Below are 19,071 nucleotides of genomic sequence, written 5' to 3'. Positions count from 1 at the left end.
TTGAAGGAACTGGTGGAAGCCTTTCAGCCCACCGCCGCGACCGATGCGTCCGACGGCTCGTGCCGACGCATGACCACGCCACGCGACAGCGATGAATTGCTCACCGCGCCGTCGCACCAGCCGAGGAATTCCGAAAACGAGCTTGTCCACGACCGGCGCGCCGCCGAGTTGAGGCAGCCTTCCATGAGCGGAGTGAGCTTGCGGCGATCGCGGGCGACCTCTTCGATGACCCCCGCCATCTGCCGCACCACCTGGGAGTCGACCTCGGCATCGATGAGGATGCCGTCTTCGCCATGGGTGATGAGTTCGCCCACGGCGCCGACGCCGGTTGCGATGGGAACGCAGCCAAGCTGCTGCGCTTCCGCGATCATCAATGGAGCGCCTTCCCAGCGCGAGGGCATGACGAGCACGTCCGCCCAGCCCAGCGCCTTGATCAGTTCCTTGCTGGCGAAGACCGGAGGGTGCACGTCGACGCCGAGGTCCTTCAACTGCTCCGTCCAGGAAACGGTGGAATCGGCGAGAATCTCGCCTCCGATCGCCCTGATGTCGACGGGAACGCGCGCGGCGTGCAGCTCGGCGATTGTCGCGGCCAGGCGGTCGATGCCCTTCTGCTGGTCGAAGCGTCCCATATAGAGCAGCCGCAGCCGGTCGTCCTTGCGCTCCGTGCGCCTTGCGGCCACCACTTCGGCAAGCGCCTTGGGTGGCACCGAAAAACTCGCGCCATTGGGCACGGCGAAGACCTTTTCGAGGGGGACACCGAAACTGCGCAGGTAGATCTTGAGCTGCTCCGAGCACGTCAGGAACGCGTCGTAGCAATGCTCATGAGCGATTGCTGCGAAGGGCTGGCCGGCCGGCCGTTTGAACGAGGTGTTGTCAACGACGTGCAGATAGCAGGCCGTGCGCGCGCCCTCCGAGCGCAGCCGTGCAATCAGCGGATGGACCGACATCACATGGTTGTTGATGATCAGGTCGAACCCCGAGAGCTGCCCCTTGAGCGCGCCCCAGTCGGCCTCATGGTGCTCGGCGATGAAGTCCTGGCCGAGGAACTGGCCCGAGCCTCCCCAGGCCGGAATGCCCTCGCTCCAGAAATGGATGTAGTCGAAGCTCGCGTCGAACTCGTCGATAACGTCCATGCGCTGCGTGCCGAGCACGAAGAGGTGGGTCTCGAACCCGGCCCTCTTCAGCTCGCGCGAGGCCGCATAGACCACCTTCTCGGCGCCGCCAAACGAAGCATTGGGCACGAGCAGCGCAGCCGTGCGCTTGCTGTCGCTGTGGCCAAGCGGCAGGACGGGCGAGCCGCCGATCTCGTTCCGCAGCGACTTGTGCAGATCCGCGAAAGGCACAAGCCGCGCCGGCCGCCATGTCCAGCGCGCGCCCGCAGTTCGGCGCAGCGGGCTCGTGGCAATGGAGTTGACGCAATTTATCATCACCTGCTGGGGCGTTATCAGCGACCGCCGCGGCAGGCTTCTCGGGAACGGGAACCGCACCTTGAGGATGGCCGAAGTAGGCCAGATCTGCTGGCTGCCGATCGAGGCGAACCAGTCTAGCGCGTTGTTATGGATCACGTCGCGAACAAGCGACGTTGGAATGAAGATGAGGTCCGCAGACGCGGCTTGAGTGGCCCCCGACTCCAGGATCACCGGTTCGATCTTGCGCTGCGCCGCATCGTTGCCAAGCTGGACGAAGACGATGTTTGCCTTCTCGCTCAGGCGCTCCAAGTGGCAAAGCACGTTGGGCAGCATGCGCGACCGCCGCAAAAGGTCGAGCGTCGCGCCGCTGCCTGCCATCAGGAAAGGCGGGAAGTGCACATTGTCTGGCTCGCCGATGCTCGCCCAGAAGTCCGGGATGATGTCGTCGAGGCGAAGCATCCGCGCCGGCTTGGTTGGGTCGGTGAAGAACGAGATGGCGGCATCTTCCGTCCGCGCGAAGAGATAGCGCGGACACTCCTCGTGTTCGAACTCGACGAGCATCGGACGCTGAAACAACGCCTTGTGGCGCTTCCTGAGGAAGCTGACCGAAGTGGCACGTTCGCGATTGGCTTCCTTGAAGCGGCTTTCCGCCCGCAGCCGATATTCGAAGGTGGTGTCGTGCGATGGGACGCCGACGAAGCCGTGCTCGATGCAGGAAAGCCAGAACTCCCAGTCCTCGAACCCGTTCTGCCGGTCGTCGTTGAAGCGCACGCCGGCCAAGAAGACATCGATCGAGATCATCGAGCCGGTGTCGCAGATGTTGTCGGTGATGCAGTGGACAAGCCGCGAGTAGCGATTGCCGTAGTGCGCGCGCCAATTCACCGAAAAGGTGTCGATATTGGTGTAGACCCAGCCGCAGCCGCTCGTGAGAAGTTGCTCGTACAGAGTCTCGATGGTGCCCGGCAGGACCCTGTTGTCGGCATCGAGCAAATAGAGCGCCTTGGCCTCCGGCAGGTTTTCGAGCACGTAGTCGATCGCGCGATTGCGCGCCCCGCCCGGTCCGGCATTCGGGCCGAACACCACATGCACTTCAGGATGGCTGGCGGCATAAAGCAGCAGCAGGTCGAAAGCCTCGTGCCGCGGATCGCCGTCGACGGACACGACAATGGCAATCCTGCAATTGGACGCCGTCGAGGCCAGGACGGATTCCAGCGCTTCCAGGGCCAGCGCGGCATGACCGTAGAGCGGCATCGCCACGGCAATCAGGTCGTGCTTACCGGCGGACATTGATCGCCTCCCCCGACTGCTTGACCAGCCGGAAGCCCGACACCTTGAGCCAGGAGAAATCGACTGAATCGGTGACGGCACGGCTCAGGATCATGAGATCCATGTGCGCGCGCACCGGCTCGTCCATGTGGATGTTGATGTTGATCGCCCGATCGGGGCCGACCTCGCGCCAACCGCTGAAGAAGGCGGACGGTTTTGCCGAGCCCGTGCGCACCAACTCGGCAACTTCGGACCGTGCGTTGGAGTTTGCTGGGACGAGCAGGAAACTGACAGCCGCCGGAGCCCCTTCCGGATGGTCGATCACGGCGCTCGCCGAGAACGAAATGGTTCCGGGCTCGACCGCGCGGCTGACGGCGCCGGCGGAAATTCCGCTCGGCAGCGGATGGCACACCACCGCGTGCTCGTGCTCGAGGAAGCGGACGGTCTGGAACTCTGGCACGACCGGCGAGACCGAAACGTCGACGATTCGGCTCAGCAGGTTCGGCGCCAGGCGGTAATCTTCGATGAACTGGCCGTCGAGCAGGTCGGTGGGCGCGATCATGTTGGGCATTCGGGATGGCTTGACGCCGGGCAGTCCGGTGAACACACGGAATGCCAGTGGCCTGAGATCGAGATCGGGATGCGAGACCTCCGAGCGCGCAGTGTAACGCTCGCTGGCTATCGGGAAGCCGAGCGACAGCCCCACCGTCTCGGGACCCGTGGTCGACACCCTGAGCCGCAATGTCTTCGCCCCACATCCGCAAGCCCGCGGCAGCGAGAAGAAGTTCCAGTTCGCGACGAGCTTTGAAGCGGGAGCGCTCCACTCGGCAACGCCCTCGCGACTCTCGACATAGCTCAGCGTGACGACGAGTTCGGCGCCGTCCTTCGGCACCGAATTGAGATGGAGGGCGATGCCGGCCACGCCCTGGCTGGAGACCGGCAGAAGCTGCTCGACATAGGCGCTCGACAGCAACTGGCCGATACCTTCGTCCTTTGGGTCGACATGGGGATCGTGCGCGAACACTTCCGCCACCGGCTCCCAGTTCTGCACCTGAAATGCGTCTTCGAGCGCGCGGTAGTTTTCGAACAGCACTTCGCGCTCCCGGCGAAGCATGGCGAGTTCCGAGGTCATCGAGGCGGTGAACCGGGCCAGTCGCCCCAACCCGTCCTCGGCCAGCGTACGAATGAGCGCGCACATCTCGGTCCCGTTTCGCGCATCGAGCCGCTGGACGGGAACTTCCGGCACCGTGGCAAGTCGCCGGAGCGAGACGAGAGCATTCCTCAGTTCAGCTTCGGCCTCCTCCGAGAAGGCGACGGCAATGAGAGGAAAGGAGTTCTTCAGGGCCGGCTGCGAACGTATGCCATCGCCAAGAAAGACGACCAGATGTTCAATTCCGGCCTTTTCAATGTTGACCCGGTCCATATCGGACGCAGCAATCAACTTTATACTTGCCGTCGATTGCTTCCCGCCAGAAGACATCAACATTTGTACGAAGCACCCTTAATAATAACGATATCTCTCGAAAAATTCGATTGTCGTTCGATCGCGAGAAATCCTCAACAATCAATCGATTTGACACGTACCAATAAATATAGGCGCAGACAATAATAAAATTATTGTACTAAATCTACCAAAGTATACTTCAAAACTTGAAGTAATATTCAAACGGCATGCCCTGCCTGGGAGGGAATGCAATCCACACCCGTCATTTTTGCGATCAGGGCAGTCTGGCTGGCGATGCACTCGTCCAGCCGGAAGCGCTGCTCGATCGTTCGACGCGCAGCGATCCGCAGTTCGGCGAAGCTGTCTGGGCTCTTCAAGGCTTCCAGAATCGACTCGGCGAGAGCGTCGGTGTCGAAGAACGGCACCAGGATGCCGTTGCGGCCTGAGCAGATGACTTCCCGGACGGGGGCGGTATCGGAGGCGATGACGAGAGCGCCGCAGGCCATCGCCTCCAGGACCGACCAGGAAAGGACGAACGGGTAGGTCAGGTAGAGATGGGCCGCCGAAATCTGGAAAAGCTGGCGCAAAACCGGATGCGGAACCGGGCCGGGAAAAATCACCCTGTCCTTTGGAAGATCCAGCGAAGCGAGAAGGTGCTCCTTCCACGACACCCCGCCGGGTGCCGGCGTGCCGTAACTCACGCCGTTGCCGCCCACGAAGACGAACAAGGCATCGGGATGCCTCCGGATGACCTTGGATGCAGCCTCCAGCGCCTGCGGAAAGCCGCGGTAGGGTTCGAGGTCGCGCGCGACAAAGGTGACGATGGGAGGATCGCCGGCCTTGAGCACGCGTCCGTCCGGAAGCTTCAGGGAAGCAGCCGGATCGGGGCGAAAGCACCGCGTATCTATCCCTTCGTGGCACACCGTGATGCGCTCCTGCGCATCCGCCGGATAAAGGCTCCTCTGCCACTGGGTCGGACTTATGCCGCCATCCAGCGCCTCCAGCGAAATCAACTGCGCGATGTTGCGAAGCCTGATCCGCTTGCGCGTCTCGAGGTCGGGCTGGCTGTCCGGGGCAAATCCGACGTCCGCCCCGGCCGCCCGATAGAAGAACTCGCAGTAGCCGAGCGCAGGCACACGCGGCAGCATGTCCTTCACGAACATCATGCTGCCCCAGCCGATGTGACCGATGACGATATCAGGGCTTTGGCCCTGGCGCGCCATCGCGTCGAACGTCTCGGCGACACGGTGACCGATCCGGACATGGTGGTCGGGTATACCGAGATGGCGGGCCATCAGCGGATGCGCCCGCGGACCCGGCTCCGACCGGTGCCGCACGATGCGAACCGACGGCACCCGCTGGTCCACGGCCTCGGTCACAAGGCTTACCTCGTGCCCCGCCTGCGCCAAATGGGCGGCCAGCGCGGCGAACTGGCCGAAACCGCGCCGGTGCACGAAAGCTACATGCATGACGCCTAGCGAGCCCCCGGCAAGGAGCCGCCCTTCGGGCGCACGTCAGACGCCGTAGCGTGCTGCATTGGCCCACATCAGCTCGAGCCGGTGCAGCGCCTGGAAGGCGGTTGCGAGATCCCGGAGGTCCTGCTCCACGCAAAAGCTGCGCTCAAAGGCCTTCGCCGCGTCCCGCAGATCTGCACAGAGCTGCCTGCCCCTCTCGGTTAGTCTGATTCGGGCCGAGCGCTTGTCGCGCTGGGAGGTGACGCGCTCGATGTAGTCGCCATCGGTCAGCTGCTTCAGGTAGTACGAGATGTTCGAGCCGACATAGTTGCCGCGATCGAGCAGTTCGCCGACCGACAGCTCGGTATCGCCAATGGCCAGCAGAACCATCACCTGGGACGGTCCGATATCGTCGACGCCCCGCCGCGTAAGCTCCGCGCCTATCAGGCCTGAGAAGCGCCGGCTGGACCGCTCGAGCAAACGTGCCAGGTCGAAACACGACACCTGCGGGCCATCGCTGCTCTCGTCCCGGCGCGGCTGGTCAGGGGCGACATGCAGTTCTTCGCCCCCGGTCCGTAGTAATACTGCATCTTCCACCCCCATGGACGGGTAGAGAAGTCCTTGTGTCATCCCTCTCTCCTTTCTTGGTAATTTACTTCAAAACTTGAAGTAAAATTCAACAACGCCCCACCCATGTCTCCCACTCTTCGAATAGCTATCATTTTTGTGTCACGATGACGACAGAGATATTGTAATATGCTCTGCATGTGATGCAGATAACACCCTCAAATCGCTAAACACGTAAGCCCCAGGCCAAATCGCCCATGCTCGATACTGTTCGAAAAAGCCCAGTTGGCAAGGGCCAAAATGGGCCGGTTGTCGCCCAAGACGGGACGCTCAATCCGCGGTTGCTCGTCTTACAGGCAAGGCGTGTGTTTGCCGTGACCCTCCTTTATGCAGCCTTGCTAAGCGCCTGTATCAACCTGCTGATGCTGACGATGCCGCTATTCATGCTCCAGGTATACGACCGGGTGCTGAACAGCCAGAGCATTGATTCCCTCGTCATGCTGACGATCCTGGCGGTTGGCGCCCTGATGGTCTACGGCGTACTCGAGTTCATCCGTGCGCTTTCGTTCCAGGCCATGGCCAGCGCCGTGACGCGATGGCTGAACCTGCCGCTCCTGACCGCCGCGGTTCAGGCCTCCGTCAATCAGGGGGTCGCCCGCGCCACCCAGTCCCTGCGGGACCTGACGGAACTGCGCAGCTTCCTCACCTCGTCGGCCGTTAGCGCCCCCCTCGACGCCGCCTGGTCGCCGATCTTTCTGGGCGCCCTGTTCATGCTGCATCCGGTATTCGGCATCGTCGGCGCGATTTCGGTCGCACTGCTGCTGTGCTGCGGTGTCGTTACAGACCTGCTCACGCGCCAGCTCATGAAAGAGGCAAGCCAGGCCAACATCGAATCAGTGTCGAAAATCGCTGCGTCCCTTCGTCATGCGGAGGCGATCGAAGCGATGGGCATGCTGCCGGCGCTGGCGCGGCGATGGCGAGGCGCACAGATGCATTCGCTGGCAGCGCTTGAAAGCAGCGGAAGCAGGAGCAGGGCGATGTCATCAATCACCCGCGTGCTCCGCTACATCATACAGCTCGTGACGCTCGCAGCGGGCGCCCTGCTCGTGCTGGAACAGGAAGTCAGCCCCGGCGCCATGATGGCGGCAAATATCCTTGTCGGCCGGCTGCTCCTGCCAATCGATTCCGTCATCGAGAACTGGCGGCAATGGGTCCTGGCGATCGCCGGCTGGCGCCGGCTCGAGGCAGCCCTGAACGAGGACCTGGCGGTGCGCCAGACCATGCCGACGCCGCATGCGCACGGCGACCTCGTCGTCGACAAGCTGGTCTACGCGGCGCCGGGCATGGACGTGCCGATCATCAAGGGCATCTCCTTCTCCCTTTCCCCCGGCGAGGTGCTGGGGCTGGTCGGACCCTCGGCAGCAGGCAAATCGACGGTGGCGCGGCTGCTCGTCGGCGTCCTCAAGCCCACGTCGGGCGGCATCTTCCTGGGCGGCAACAATGTCTATCTCTGGGAGCGCGGCTCCTTCGGCCGGGTGGCCGGCTATCTTCCGCAATCGGTTTCGCTGCTTGAAGGAACGATCCGGGACAACATCTCGCGGATGGAAGACGGCGACCCGCACAGGGTGCTCGAGGCCGCACGGCTGGCGGATGTCCACGACATGATCGGCCGCCTGCCCCTAGGCTACGACACGCCGGTCGGCGACGGCCACCTGACGCTTTCGGGCGGACAGAAGCAGCGCATCGCACTTGCCCGCTGCCTCTATGATCGCCCCCGCCTGATCGTGCTGGATGAGCCGAACGCCAATCTCGACGCCGTCGGCGAACGTGCGCTCATCCGCTCGATCGAAAGGGCCCGAAACGACGGTGCCATTGTCGTGATGATCGCCCATAGGCCGACAATCATGGAGGTCGCAGACAAGCTGCTCGTCCTGGAAAACGGGCGCATCACCCAGTTCGGGGAGCGCACGGACGTGATTGCTTCGATGACGCCGGCTCAACCGTCACGCGAGGTTGTGGCATCATGATGCGCAAGTCGATGCCATCGGCACGGACCGATGTTCAGCCTGTCCGTAGGCCCGATGTCCCGAACCACCACCCGCGGGCGCCGCTGCTTGCAACCGCCGAGGAACTGGAAATGGCCGAGGGCAGAGGCCGTTCGCCGCTCCGGCGCCTTGTCATCGCGGGAATCACGACAATCCTGATCTCGTTCGGCGGATTTCTCAGCTGGGCGTTCTTTGCCGACCTCAGCAGCGCCTCGGTGGCCAGCGGCACGGTCATCGTCGATTCGAAGCGCAAGACGGTCAGCCATTTCGAGGGCGGCGTCCTGAGCCGCGTGGTGGTGCAGGAGGGCGATCACGTCGCCACCGGACAGCCTTTGATAAAACTCGAGGACACGCGGGCCCGCGCCGATCTCCAAGGGTTGGAAAGCCGGCGTATCGGCCTGATTGCCAAGTTGGCGCGGCTAAGGGCGGAGCAGGCCGGCACCGAGGAAATAAGCTTTCCCGACGAATTTGGCAGCGGCGGCAACGCTGCAGTCCATGACGCCATGGCGGCTGAACACGCGTATTTCGATAAGCGCCGCGAGTCCAAGAATGGGCGCAACAGCATCCAGCGGACGACGATCGAGGAATTGGCCGAGCGCTCAAAGTTCCTGACCATCCAGGTGGAAGCCGTCGACCGGCAGATCAACCTCATCGATGAACAGAGAACTGCCATCGCAACCTTGGTGGAAAAAGGCTTTGCCCAGCGCTCCAAGCTCATAGAGATCGACGCAAGGCTCAGCGAGCTCGCAGCCTCGCGCGGCGAGCTCGCCGGGCAAAGGGCGCAAGCGGTGAAAGCCAAGGCAGGCGCCGAACTTGCGCTGACGGGCATCGAACGCGACTTTCAGTCGGAAATTGCCGGCGAAATCACTACGGCTCGCCTTGAGCTCGCAGACGTCGAGGAGAGGATCGTCGCCGCGAAGGACGTATTGCGCCGCCTCGATATCCTGTCTCCCCAGGCTGGCGTCGTCACCGATATCCGCGTGCGCACGCCGGGAAGTGCCGTGACACCAGGTGAACCGCTGCTCGATATCGTACCGGAAAGCGAGCCGCTCCTCATCGAGATGCATATCGGCACGCGCGATATCGCCAGCGTCGCGGTCGGCTCGGCGGCGCAGATTCGGCTGACGGCATACAACCAGCGCTCGCACCTGCCCGTGGCGGGCAAGGTTACCTATGTAGCCGCCGACCAGTCGGTCGATGAAAAGTCGAATGTGGCCTATTTCGTCGCGCGAGCGCAGGTCGACCCGGACTCGCTGGCCGCAAATCCGGATATGCGCCTCTATCCCGGCATGCCGGCGGAAGTTCTGATCGTGCACAAGCCGCGGCGGGCGATCGACTACCTGGTTTCTCCTGTCGTCGACAGCTTCAATCGCGCGTTCAGGGAAGACTAGTCCCCCTGCCGCCCCGCGAGCTCGGCTTGCGGGGCGCCGACAAGATCCGCCCCAGCCTATAAGCCTTCCGGCAGCCCGGAACGCGGCCTGGTGGCGTGCGTTTCACCAATCCAAAGCGCCTGGAAATTATTTCGAATTTTGAAACGCTTTACGTGCATTCCACAATTATAGTTCCAACAATATTCACGTACTTTCGTCTATTATTGCTTATATTTACTTATATAGTGCAATGTTTTATCAAAAAACATCATTTTATGCTTCTGGTCGTGTTGCGCTTGTCATATTTGCACTGCAATATGGCTTCGCGTGATCCTCGACTCCCACCGACGATGCACGCAATCAAACGGCGAAGAGGAGAGGCAAATGGCCACATTGGAAGGCGGCGCATACGACGACGTACTGTTTGGATCTCGCTTTGACGACGTCATTCGCGGCCTTGGCGGCGATGATTTCGTTAAAGGAGGCGACGGGGATGACACAATCTTTGGAAACGGCGGCGATGACGTGCTGTTCGGCGACGACGGAAACGACATTCTGTTCGGCGGCGACGGAAACGACATCCTCTATGGAGGAAACGGCAACGACATCCTGAACGGCGGTCCCGGCGACGACTTGCTCTACGGCGGCAATGGCGACGACATCCTCACGGGCGGTGCCGGCAATGACATCTTGATGGGTGGCAACGGCAACGACTTCCTGTTCGGCGGTGACGGAAACGACATCATCAACGGGGGGGAAGGCGACGACATCCTGGTCGGCGGCAAGGGCAGTGACCTGTTTGTCTTCGAAGGCGGCGGCGGCAACGATGTCATCCTCGATTTCACCCCCGGCGAGGACATGTTGCAGATCTCGAAGAACATCAACGGCCTGGACATTTCCTCCCCGGAAGACCTGGCTGCGCGCATCATCAAGGTCGGCGGCAATGTCGTGATCGATCTCGGCCATGGCGACACCCTGACGCTCATCAACGTCGACGCCAAAGACATGCAGGCTCACCCGGACCAGTATTTCACGGTCCATTGAGCCTGAGACGACGCGCCCTGCCCACCTCCCGCGGGGCGCGTCGTACCCCTCCAACCTATCCGAAGGATTAACGCGTGACGTCCGACCGTTCGAAGGGCGCCGGCGGCGACTCCAGCTTTGCACAGGCCTTCCGGCTTTGCTCGGAGGTGGCTGTCGTGGCCTGGGACATCCCCGCGCAGCTACCAGCCCTGGGCAAATTCACCCTGGCCATGCAATCGCAACCGGTCCCGCTCGTCAGCATGACCCTGCCGCGGGCCGATGGTGGGCTATGCGTGCTGTGGGCAACGCAGCCGGGAAGCGAAGCGGGAGACGTGCAGATTGCCGCGGCGGACGGAAGCACGCTCCAGGCATTCTCGCTCCAACCGACTGCGCGGCTGCCGCTCCTCGATGTGGAGGCCCTGCTGGGCAACCTCTCGCCGGAAGGCCGCGTCAAGTTCCTGAACAATCTGCTGACCGTTTGGCGCAGCGCGTTCCGGCTGTCCCGCGACGAACTCTTCAGCAGTGTCGTCGAGGATGCCGTCTTCACCCTTGTGCCAACGCCGCGGCTTGCCAATTCCGTCTGCCAGATCGCTGCCGGACGCTATCTCGTCGAGACCGACATCAGCCCTGAGTTGGGCGAGATCACCGGCATCTATGCCATCGGCGCCAGTACCGTTGTGCCGCTGCCGTCGCAAATTGTCATCTCCAACAGTTCGGAGCGGGGTTGGCAATCCTGCCATTTTATTCTCGACTCGCCGCGGCCTGCCCGGCCGCGTCACATCATGTTCCTGGGCAAAAGGGGCATCGCGGTCCGGTACCTGCCGAACTGCAATCCGCGCTATCCTGGCCTTCAGAAATGGTGGGCGGAGCAGCGCGGCGCATCGGGACTGCGCGCGTTCGTCGTGCGGCAACTGTCAAGCCTGCCCGGCGGTGGCCCGGCAGTGGCAGTCGACCTCCAACTGCGGGCTCCGCTTCCGGCCCGGCAGGTCGCCAGGTCGCAGATGCATGCCGCTGCCGATATCGATATCGCCCTCTCGTTGCAGGGCGGCCTGCTCGCTGGTGGCTGGACCAACGATCCGACCTCCACCCTTGCCGGCATCGACTATCTCAGGGAGGACGGCACGGCCCTGCCCCTCGACGGCAACTGGTACCAGTTCCCGGCCTGGAGCCGCGAAGCGAAAATCAATGCAAAGACCGCGGTGACCGGCTTCATCGCCTGGCTTCCGCTGGACGAGCCGCTTGGTCCGCTGCTCCAGCCTCGCCTTCAGTTGCGGCTCACCGCAGGTGCGGTGAAACCGCTCGTACCGAAGCCGCAGCCCTTCGAACCGGCAGCGCAGCGCAACCGCATCCTGCGCGCCGTACCCCCGCCGCATGCCGTGGACGATGCGTTCCGGACCATTCTTGCCCCGGCCCTCCAGGATGTCGAACGTGCATTGGGCAAAACCATATGGGTCGACCACACGAAGGACTACGGCCAGCCCCCAAAGGCGCCGCTCGTCTCGATCGTGGTGCCTCTCTATCGGGTCCTGGATTTCCTCCGTTTTCAACTGTCCGGCATGGCTACCGATCCCTGGCTGGCGGCGAATGCCGAGATCATCTTCGTTCTGGATTCCCCCGAGATCGAGGACGAGACGAAACACATGCTGGGCGGGCTGCACATTCTGCACGGTCTGCCGATGAAACTCGTCGTGATGAACCGCAATGGCGGCTATGCCCGGGCCTGCAACGCGGGCGCGCGCTTTGCGCGCGGCACGGTTCTCGTGATGCTCAACTCCGACGTCGTGCCACGCGAACCGGGCTGGCTCCAGTTGCTGGCGCGACCGCTACTCGAGCGGCGGAAACTCGGCGCCATCGGCCCGAAGCTGATCTTCGAGGACGGCTCATTGCAGCATGCCGGGCTCTATTTCGGCCGCGACCGGCGCGGCATCTGGCTCAATCACCATTTCTACAAGGGAATGCCCGGACGCTATCCGCCGGCGCAGGTCGCCCGCAACGTTCCTGGCGTCACGGGCGCATGCCTTGTGACGCGCAGGGAGACCTATGAACGGGTCGACGGATTCACGGAGGACTATGTCATCGGCGACTACGAAGACAGTGACCTCTGCCTCAAGATCCGGCGACTGGGTCTGGAGATCGCCTATGAACCGGCAGCCTGCCTCTATCATTTCGAGCGCCGGTCGATCAGCCGCAGCCAGGACTACATGCGCGGCGTCGCCAGCCAATACAATTCCTGGCTGCACACCCAGCTCTGGGAGGACGACATCAGCGCGCTGATGCCTGCCTATTCCGATGGCGCAATCGCGAAGGGCGTGTCCATGGAAATCGAAGCGACGGAAAGGGACGCCGCATGAGCGAAGCGGTTCTCCGCTATGAAATCGAGCCGGCAGCGACGGTCCAGCAGGATCGCGTCCATTGGCTGATGGAGGCGGTCCTGCGCAACCGCTTCCTGCCGCAGCCGGACGCGGGCAGCGTGTTCGTCGGCGACGGAGATTTCCGGGCCGTCGGCGCGGAGTTTCTGGGCCATTTCATCCGCCTGGGCGGCCTGCAGCCGGAGCATCGCGTTCTCGACATCGGCTGCGGCATTGGCCGCATGGCCGTTCCGCTCACCCAGTATCTGGATGTGGAGAAGGGACGCTATAGCGGGCTCGATCCGGTCGAGGGCGGCATCGCCTGGTGCCGGCGTTTCATCACGCCGGCCTATCCCAACTTCACGTTCCAGCGGCTCGACATCGCGCACAAGCTCTACAACCCCCAAGGCAAGATCAGCGGCGAGGCACTGAAACTTCCCTACGCCGAACGGCAGTTCGAATTCGTGATCATGACATCAGTCGTCACGCATCTGCCGCCAGACGAGGTTCTCGTTCACCTGAACGAGGTCGCCAGGCTGCTGAAACCGGGCGGACGCCTGTTCATGACCGCCTTCGTCGTTGACGGCATCGCTGCGGCGAACGTATCTGGCAGGCGCGATACCAGGCTTGGCTTCGTGCGCGAGGGCAACGGCCCTTGCTGGTTCGTCCCCGATCTGCCGCAGCTTGCGGCCGTCGGGTTCGACGACGGCTTCCTGGACCAGGCCTTGGAAAAGGCCGGGCTTGTGATCGCCCTCAAATCCCTCGGCCATTGGCGCGGCCAGGACGCGGATCACTACCAGGACGTCTATGTAGCCGAATGCCGGGGAGCCCAGCGGTAAGCATGCGCATCCTTGTAGTGGCGCACAACCATCCGGCCCTCCATCCAGGCGGTACCGAGATCTTCGCGCACGACCTTTTCCGCGCCTACCAGCGCGCCGGCCACGAGGCGCTCTTCCTCGGTGCGACGAACCAGGTCCATCGCCAGATCCGGCCCGGCACGAGCTTCCAAGGGCTCGGCGATGCGGCAGACGAAGTGCTGCTGTGGTCCGGCCACTTCGACCGCTTCTACATGAGCCAGGTCGACCTCTACGGGGTTGTTCCGGATCTGGTGGAACTGCTGTCCGACTTCCGGCCGGACGTGGTGCATATCCATCACCTGCTGCTGATCGGCGCCGAGTTCCCGCACATCGTCCGCCGGACGCTGCCGGACTGCCGCATTGTCATGACTCTCCATGACTACTATCCGATCTGCCACCATGACGGCCTGATGGTCCGCACCAACGGCAAGGAACTCTGCCACGTCGCGAGCCCGGACCGCTGCCATGCCTGCTTCAAGAACATTCCTCTCGACCGGTTCGCGCTGCGCGAGCGCCACCTGAAGGCCCTGCTGAGCACTGTCGACCACTTCGTCGCGCCGAGCCGCTTCCTGCGGCAACGCTACGTCGACTGGGAACTTGCCGAGAACGCCATCAGCGTGATCCCCAACGGCCTGCCGCTTCGATCCACACCTGCGGCCGCACCTCGCGGCGCCGGACGTCCGACGGTGTTTGGATATTTCGGCAATCTCAATCCCTGGAAGGGGGCGACTGTTCTGCTCGAGGCCGCCCGGCAGCTCATCGCCGAAGGGCTCGATTTCGAATTGCGCGTCCACGGCGGCACCCCGTTCCAAAGCGAAGCCTTTGTCGCGGAGATCGACCGCCTTTTCAGCGACACAGCACCCACGGTGCAGAGGCGCGGGTCCTATCGGCGCGAGGACGTCGCCGAGCTCGTTGCCGGCGTCGACTGCACGATCGTGCCGTCGATCTGGTGGGAGAATGCGCCGCTCGTCATCCAGGAGGCGCAGGCGCAAGGGCGGCCCGTCATCGCCAGCAACATCGGCGGCATGGCCGAACTGGTCGAAGACGGCGTCAACGGCCTGGGGGTTTCGCCCAACGATCCGCGCGCGCTCGCCTCAGCGATGCGTCGCATCGCCGAAGAGCCGGAACTGCGGCACAGGCTTTCCAGCAACGCACGCCAGCCCGACAACATCGACACGACCGCTCGGCGCTACCTCGAATTGATCGAGGCGATCGAGCCCGCACGTGTCCAAGCAGCAGAGGAGCAGCTGTATGCCTGTTAGTGCCGAGAGGCCAAGCGCAATGGTCGAGCAGAACAACACTAAGCCGGTGAATGGCCGCGTTGACGCCATCGACCAGGGCCGCGTTTTCGGCTGGGCCTTCGACCCTGCCGAGCCGCACAGACGGGTGGCGATCCGCGTAATCCTCGACGGCAAGACGATAGCCGAGGCGGCTGCCGACCGCGATCGTCCCGATCTGCTGCGCAACGGCATCGGCGACGGCAAGCACGCCTTCGAGATCGCGCTACCGGAGCCGGCGGCCTCGCGAACTTCCGATCTCGTCGTGGTGGCGGTAAACGGACCGGACAACGAGCAGGCGCTACGCGTCCCCCGCCCCGACGAGCAGGCCGCCGAAGCCCTGATCGCCGCACCGCTCACCAAGGTCCTCGACAGGCTGGACGTCCTGATGGCAGCGCAACGGCAGCTGCAGATCTCCCAGCGCTCCGTCATGCGCACGCAGCAGATCGACGATACCGGCGAGGAGGAGACCGTCGAGCTCATCGACATCAGCACCGCCGTTGCCAGCCTCGGCACCGAGATCACCCAGCGCCTGAACGATCTCGACGTTCATCTGATGCGGCTCGACGGCGTGGTGGCGGGGATGGAAAAGTCCCTGAGTGGACTGCAGAAGCGCTCCAACGGCGAGTTGAAGCCGCTGCTGCTGTTGCTTTTCGTGCTGGTGGGTTTTGCGGCCGGCGCCGCCATGGCGCTCCTAGCGCGAACCTGAGCACCATGCAAACAGTGGAAAATGGACCTCCCCCATCCCTGACCGCCGCGCCCCGGCGCACTGGCAGGATTCCCAGGGCCGGAAGGGTTACCGGTTGCCCGATCGGCAGTTCCGCCCTGCTCGTAATAGGTACGGGCGGTCCGATGCCCAACGCGGCGCCGGCCACGCTCAATGACGATTCCGCCGAGGTTTCGCCTGCCGCCATCGTCAGCTGGCGATTGGCGACGCCGTGGCCGGGCGCCACGCACGGCTTCGCGGCCGTGCTGCCCACGAAAAGCACCGATCGCGCATTCGCGACCGTGGAGTTCGAGCAGGAAGGCGCGCCCAAGCGCTACGTCTTCACGCCTCGGACGGTCTCGGTGAACGAAGCAGCCGCGCTGCTGGCCGAGCTATGCGGAAGTCGACTGGCCGCCACCATCGATGCCCTGGCGGATTTGCTCATCGCCGAGCCTTCCGACCCTCACAGGCAGTCGGCTATCGTCGCCCTGGTCAAGGCGGCGCATGGCAGCAGCGGCTACATCGAGTTGCTTGGCGAAGGCCCGGACGGGGAGATTTTCCTGCAAGGTTGGGCCCACGACGTCATGCCCGGCATGGCCCGGGCTGTGGCCGACGGCGACAGGCCCCTGGTCGTGGACTGCGCCATTGCCGCCTACGCACGCCAGGACATTCCCCAGGGAGCCCAGGCCTTCGCCGGCCTTCTCGATGCGGACGGGCCGATCAGTCCCGGCAGCATCGAGGGCCTCGTCTGGCGCGGCCGCCACGGCTGGCGCCATGTGGCCGTCCACGCGCGCAAGCTGATTGCCGGACCGCTGGAAACACCTGGCCACGTCCGCTCGGTGCTGCTGCGGGCAAATAGTACCCCGCAAGCTCTGCTGCGCCTGCGCACGGCGGCCAACAGCTTCGACGGCGCCGAGACTGTGTCGAGCTTGCCCCTTCCGGTCCGCATGGGCGTAGACGACGTATTCCAGGTCGACGGCGCGGGCTTTCTTGTCTCCGGCTGGCTGCTTGACCCAAGCGGTCATGTCCAAAGCGTGAAGTTGCGCCATCACAACGGCGAAACACGGCTCGACGACAGCTGGAGCCGGCTCGACCGACCCGACGTGACCGATGCCTTCGCCGACCACCCCGCTTTCTCGCGCGCATTCGGCGACGGCGGCTACAGGCATGGCTTCGTAGCCCATGCGCGACTGGCGGACGGCGATCCGTCTTCGACCCTCTACCTGGAACTCACATTGCGTGACACCCGCCGCGCCTTCATGCCGCTCTCGCCCTTGCGGACCGCGGCCCGCCTCGCAGCGGTACGCCAGATGCGCGCCATCGACCCATCCGATTGGGCACTGCCGGAGCTCATAGACCGCCAGATCGTCCCGCTTCTCTGCTGCTCGGAACGGGTGTCGCCAACGGTCGAGGCCGTCATCGATCCGGGTCCCTTCGAAGCGGCCGCCGGGCCGCCGATTATCATCAGCGTCGGGGAAAACGACGAGCACGGCATCGCCTCCCTTCTTGCCTTGCTGGCGATCGACCCCGAAACGAAGCGCGCGCCGATTGCCCTTGTCGTACCTTCGGAGCGCTTTCACCGGCTGGTGGCCCGCATGGGGAAGCTCGCCTCGTTCTACGGGCTCTCGCTCAGGCTGGTCTCGGCCGGAGAGGCAGGCGACGCCTATGACCTTCTCGAGGCGGGGGCGAGGGCACTGTCGTCTGACATAGTGGTCCTGCTTTCAGGGTCGATGGTGCCGAACAAGGCCGGCTGGTATCGCAAGCTTGTCGACACCCAGGCGGCGCTCAAGAACAGCATCATCTCCCCTACCCTCGCCTATGAGGACTACTCTGTCCGCTGGGCCGGGACCTGGCCCGCAAGCCGCTACGAAGGCTATCCCATCAGTGCGGTGACGCAGCTGGAGCTGTCGCCTGTTACGGCCGCGTCGCTCGAATGCTGCGTCATGCCGCGCGAGGCCCTCCTCGATACCGGAGGCTTCGCAGGGGGATATCTCGGCTCTCGGGAAAAGGGATTGGACCTCGGCCTTCGCCTCAGCCGCGGCGGCATGGCCTCGTACTGGCTGCCATCCGTGCAGATGCTCGGTTCCGACGAGACGTCGAGCACAGGCACATCGGCGATGGGCGCGCTCGTGGAGAGCATCGATCGCAAGATCCTCGACATCAGCGGCTTATCTGGGCTTGCCGGCAACAAAGCCCCATCGGAGGCCCGCGCATGACCGAGCAGCTTCGGGTTCTCGTCGTCTCGCACGGCCATCCGGCGCTCGCGCTGGGTGGCGCCGAAATCGCGTCCCACAACCTGCACCAGGGCCTGAATTCGTTGCCCGACGTGGAATCGGTCTACCTCGCCCGCGTCGGCCAACCCTTTCCGCGGCATGGTGCTTCGGCACTCATGAGCCTTCGTCCTACCGAGGACGAATTGCTGTTCCACGCCGACGACTACAACCACTTCTTCCTGTCGAATGGCGATACCGAAGCTCTCCAGCGCGACCTCGTGCGCTTCGTTCGCGACGCCCGGCCCCATGTCGTTCACTTCCATCATGTGCTGGGCCTGGGGATGGAAGCGCTTTATGCGGTGCGCGAGGCCCTGCCGCAGTCGGTCGTCCTGGTGACATTCCATGAATACCTGCCGATCTGCCACAACCATGGCCAGATGGTAAAACGGCCGACCGGCCAGCTTTGCAGGCAGGCATCGCCCATCGCCTGCCACGGATGCTTTCCCGAAATACCCGTGTCGCATTTCCTCAAGCGCGAGCGGTTCGTGCGCGGCATGCTCGAACTGGCCGACGCTTTCGTCTCTCCGAGCATGTTTTTGGCCAAGCGCTACGCCGAATGGGGGATCGAGGCGGAGAAGCTCACGGTCATCGAAAACGGGATCACAATGGGTGAAGTAGTGCCCGCACGCGAGCTTCCGCCCCGTAGCCCCTGCCGGTGTTAGCGGCGGTCAGTTTCCGCGTAAATCTGGTGTCGGCAAGCAGTCGGACGCGGTCATCCGCGGCAGTCAGCTGAATGCCTTGAACTTCCTTTGAGTTGAATGGGGGGTGCCCGTTCTGCAGGGCACTGAGGTGTGCCGGGGGGGCGTGCCTGCTGTGGCCGTGGGATGGCGGGAGTGAGCCAGCGCAGGGGTATGGCGCAGCGCTGGTCTTTTGCGTTACATATCGCCTACCTGTGTAAGAAGCAGGCGCGACAGTGACAGTAAATTTCCGGTAAACCCACTGTCGCGCCCCGAGACCCCCCGCTTTGGAGGGCGCCGTTGCCGCTGTCAGTATTTCACGAAGCGGGCGTGGCTGTCCAGCAGCGTGGGCCCA

12 protein-coding genes and 1 pseudogene are annotated in these 19,071 nt (G+C 63.6%); 9 read left to right on the top strand and 4 right to left on the bottom strand.

Annotated elements, in window-relative coordinates; genetic code table 11:
• Positions 1–23 precede the first annotated feature (23 nt).
• From ABSY17_RS01630 to ABSY17_RS01615, 4 genes are all read right to left on the bottom strand, one after another.
• Positions 24–2,696 carry a glycosyltransferase gene (locus ABSY17_RS01630; RefSeq protein WP_378941524.1) on the bottom strand — a complete coding sequence of 891 codons (2,673 nt, stop codon included), beginning with the start codon at positions 2,694–2,696 and terminating at the stop codon, positions 24–26.
• The gene (locus ABSY17_RS01625) at positions 2,683–4,155 is read right to left on the bottom strand and encodes a DUF6212 domain-containing protein (RefSeq protein ID WP_378941521.1); all 1,473 of its coding nucleotides are present in this window, start codon (positions 4,153–4,155) and stop codon (positions 2,683–2,685) included. The genes ABSY17_RS01630 and ABSY17_RS01625 overlap by 14 nt, the downstream gene beginning before the upstream one ends.
• Before the next feature lie 182 nt (positions 4,156–4,337).
• Complete coding sequence (locus ABSY17_RS01620; RefSeq protein WP_378941519.1) at positions 4,338–5,588, bottom strand: glycosyltransferase family 4 protein; 1,251 nt, start codon at positions 5,586–5,588, stop codon at positions 4,338–4,340.
• 45 nt (positions 5,589–5,633) lie between these two features.
• Positions 5,634–6,203 carry a MarR family transcriptional regulator gene (locus ABSY17_RS01615; RefSeq protein ID WP_378941516.1) on the bottom strand — a complete coding sequence of 190 codons (570 nt, stop codon included), beginning with the start codon at positions 6,201–6,203 and terminating at the stop codon, positions 5,634–5,636.
• A 194-nt stretch (positions 6,204–6,397) separates the two neighbouring features.
• Here ABSY17_RS01615 and ABSY17_RS01610 point away from each other — a divergent pair, with 194 nt between their 5' ends.
• The 9 genes and pseudogenes from ABSY17_RS01610 to ABSY17_RS01570 form a co-directional block, all read left to right on the top strand.
• On the top strand, positions 6,398–8,167 hold the full coding sequence (locus tag ABSY17_RS01610) for a type I secretion system permease/ATPase (protein WP_378941513.1): 1,770 nt from the start codon (positions 6,398–6,400) through the stop codon (positions 8,165–8,167).
• A gap of 110 nt (positions 8,168–8,277) precedes the next feature.
• The gene (locus tag ABSY17_RS01605; protein ID WP_378941511.1) at positions 8,278–9,576 is read left to right on the top strand and encodes an HlyD family type I secretion periplasmic adaptor subunit; all 1,299 of its coding nucleotides are present in this window, start codon (positions 8,278–8,280) and stop codon (positions 9,574–9,576) included.
• 363 nt (positions 9,577–9,939) lie between these two features.
• Complete coding sequence (locus ABSY17_RS01600) at positions 9,940–10,599, top strand: calcium-binding protein (RefSeq protein ID WP_378941509.1); 660 nt, start codon at positions 9,940–9,942, stop codon at positions 10,597–10,599.
• Positions 10,600–10,673: 74 nt separating this feature from the next.
• Positions 10,674–12,929: a glycosyltransferase family 2 protein gene (locus tag ABSY17_RS01595; protein ID WP_378941507.1), complete on the top strand. Its 2,256-nt coding sequence runs from the start codon at positions 10,674–10,676 to the stop codon at positions 12,927–12,929.
• On the top strand, positions 12,926–13,765 hold the full coding sequence (locus ABSY17_RS01590) for a class I SAM-dependent methyltransferase (protein ID WP_378941504.1): 840 nt from the start codon (positions 12,926–12,928) through the stop codon (positions 13,763–13,765). The genes ABSY17_RS01595 and ABSY17_RS01590 overlap by 4 nt, the downstream gene beginning before the upstream one ends.
• A gap of 2 nt (positions 13,766–13,767) precedes the next feature.
• Positions 13,768–15,045, top strand: coding sequence for a glycosyltransferase family 4 protein (locus ABSY17_RS01585; protein ID WP_378941502.1), 1,278 nt, complete (start codon positions 13,768–13,770; stop codon positions 15,043–15,045).
• A complete protein-coding gene (locus ABSY17_RS01580; protein WP_378941500.1) occupies positions 15,035–15,769 on the top strand; it encodes a hypothetical protein in 735 nt (244 codons plus the stop codon). Before ABSY17_RS01585 ends, ABSY17_RS01580 begins: the two co-directional genes overlap by 11 nt.
• Before the next feature lie 143 nt (positions 15,770–15,912).
• Positions 15,913–17,982: a hypothetical protein gene (locus ABSY17_RS01575; protein WP_378941497.1), complete on the top strand. Its 2,070-nt coding sequence runs from the start codon at positions 15,913–15,915 to the stop codon at positions 17,980–17,982.
• Positions 17,979–18,695: pseudogene (locus ABSY17_RS01570) on the top strand (glycosyltransferase); the annotation flags it as partial. The gene ABSY17_RS01575 and the pseudogene ABSY17_RS01570, both read left to right, overlap by 4 nt.
• Positions 18,696–19,071: the final 376 nt, after the last annotated feature.

The sequence above is a fragment of the Mesorhizobium sp. ANAO-SY3R2 genome (assembly GCF_042466635.1).
Lineage (GTDB): Bacteria > Pseudomonadota > Alphaproteobacteria > Rhizobiales > Rhizobiaceae > Aminobacter.
Note: the sequence above shows the minus strand (reverse complement) of the source record. Positions and strands in the feature narration are given on the sequence as shown.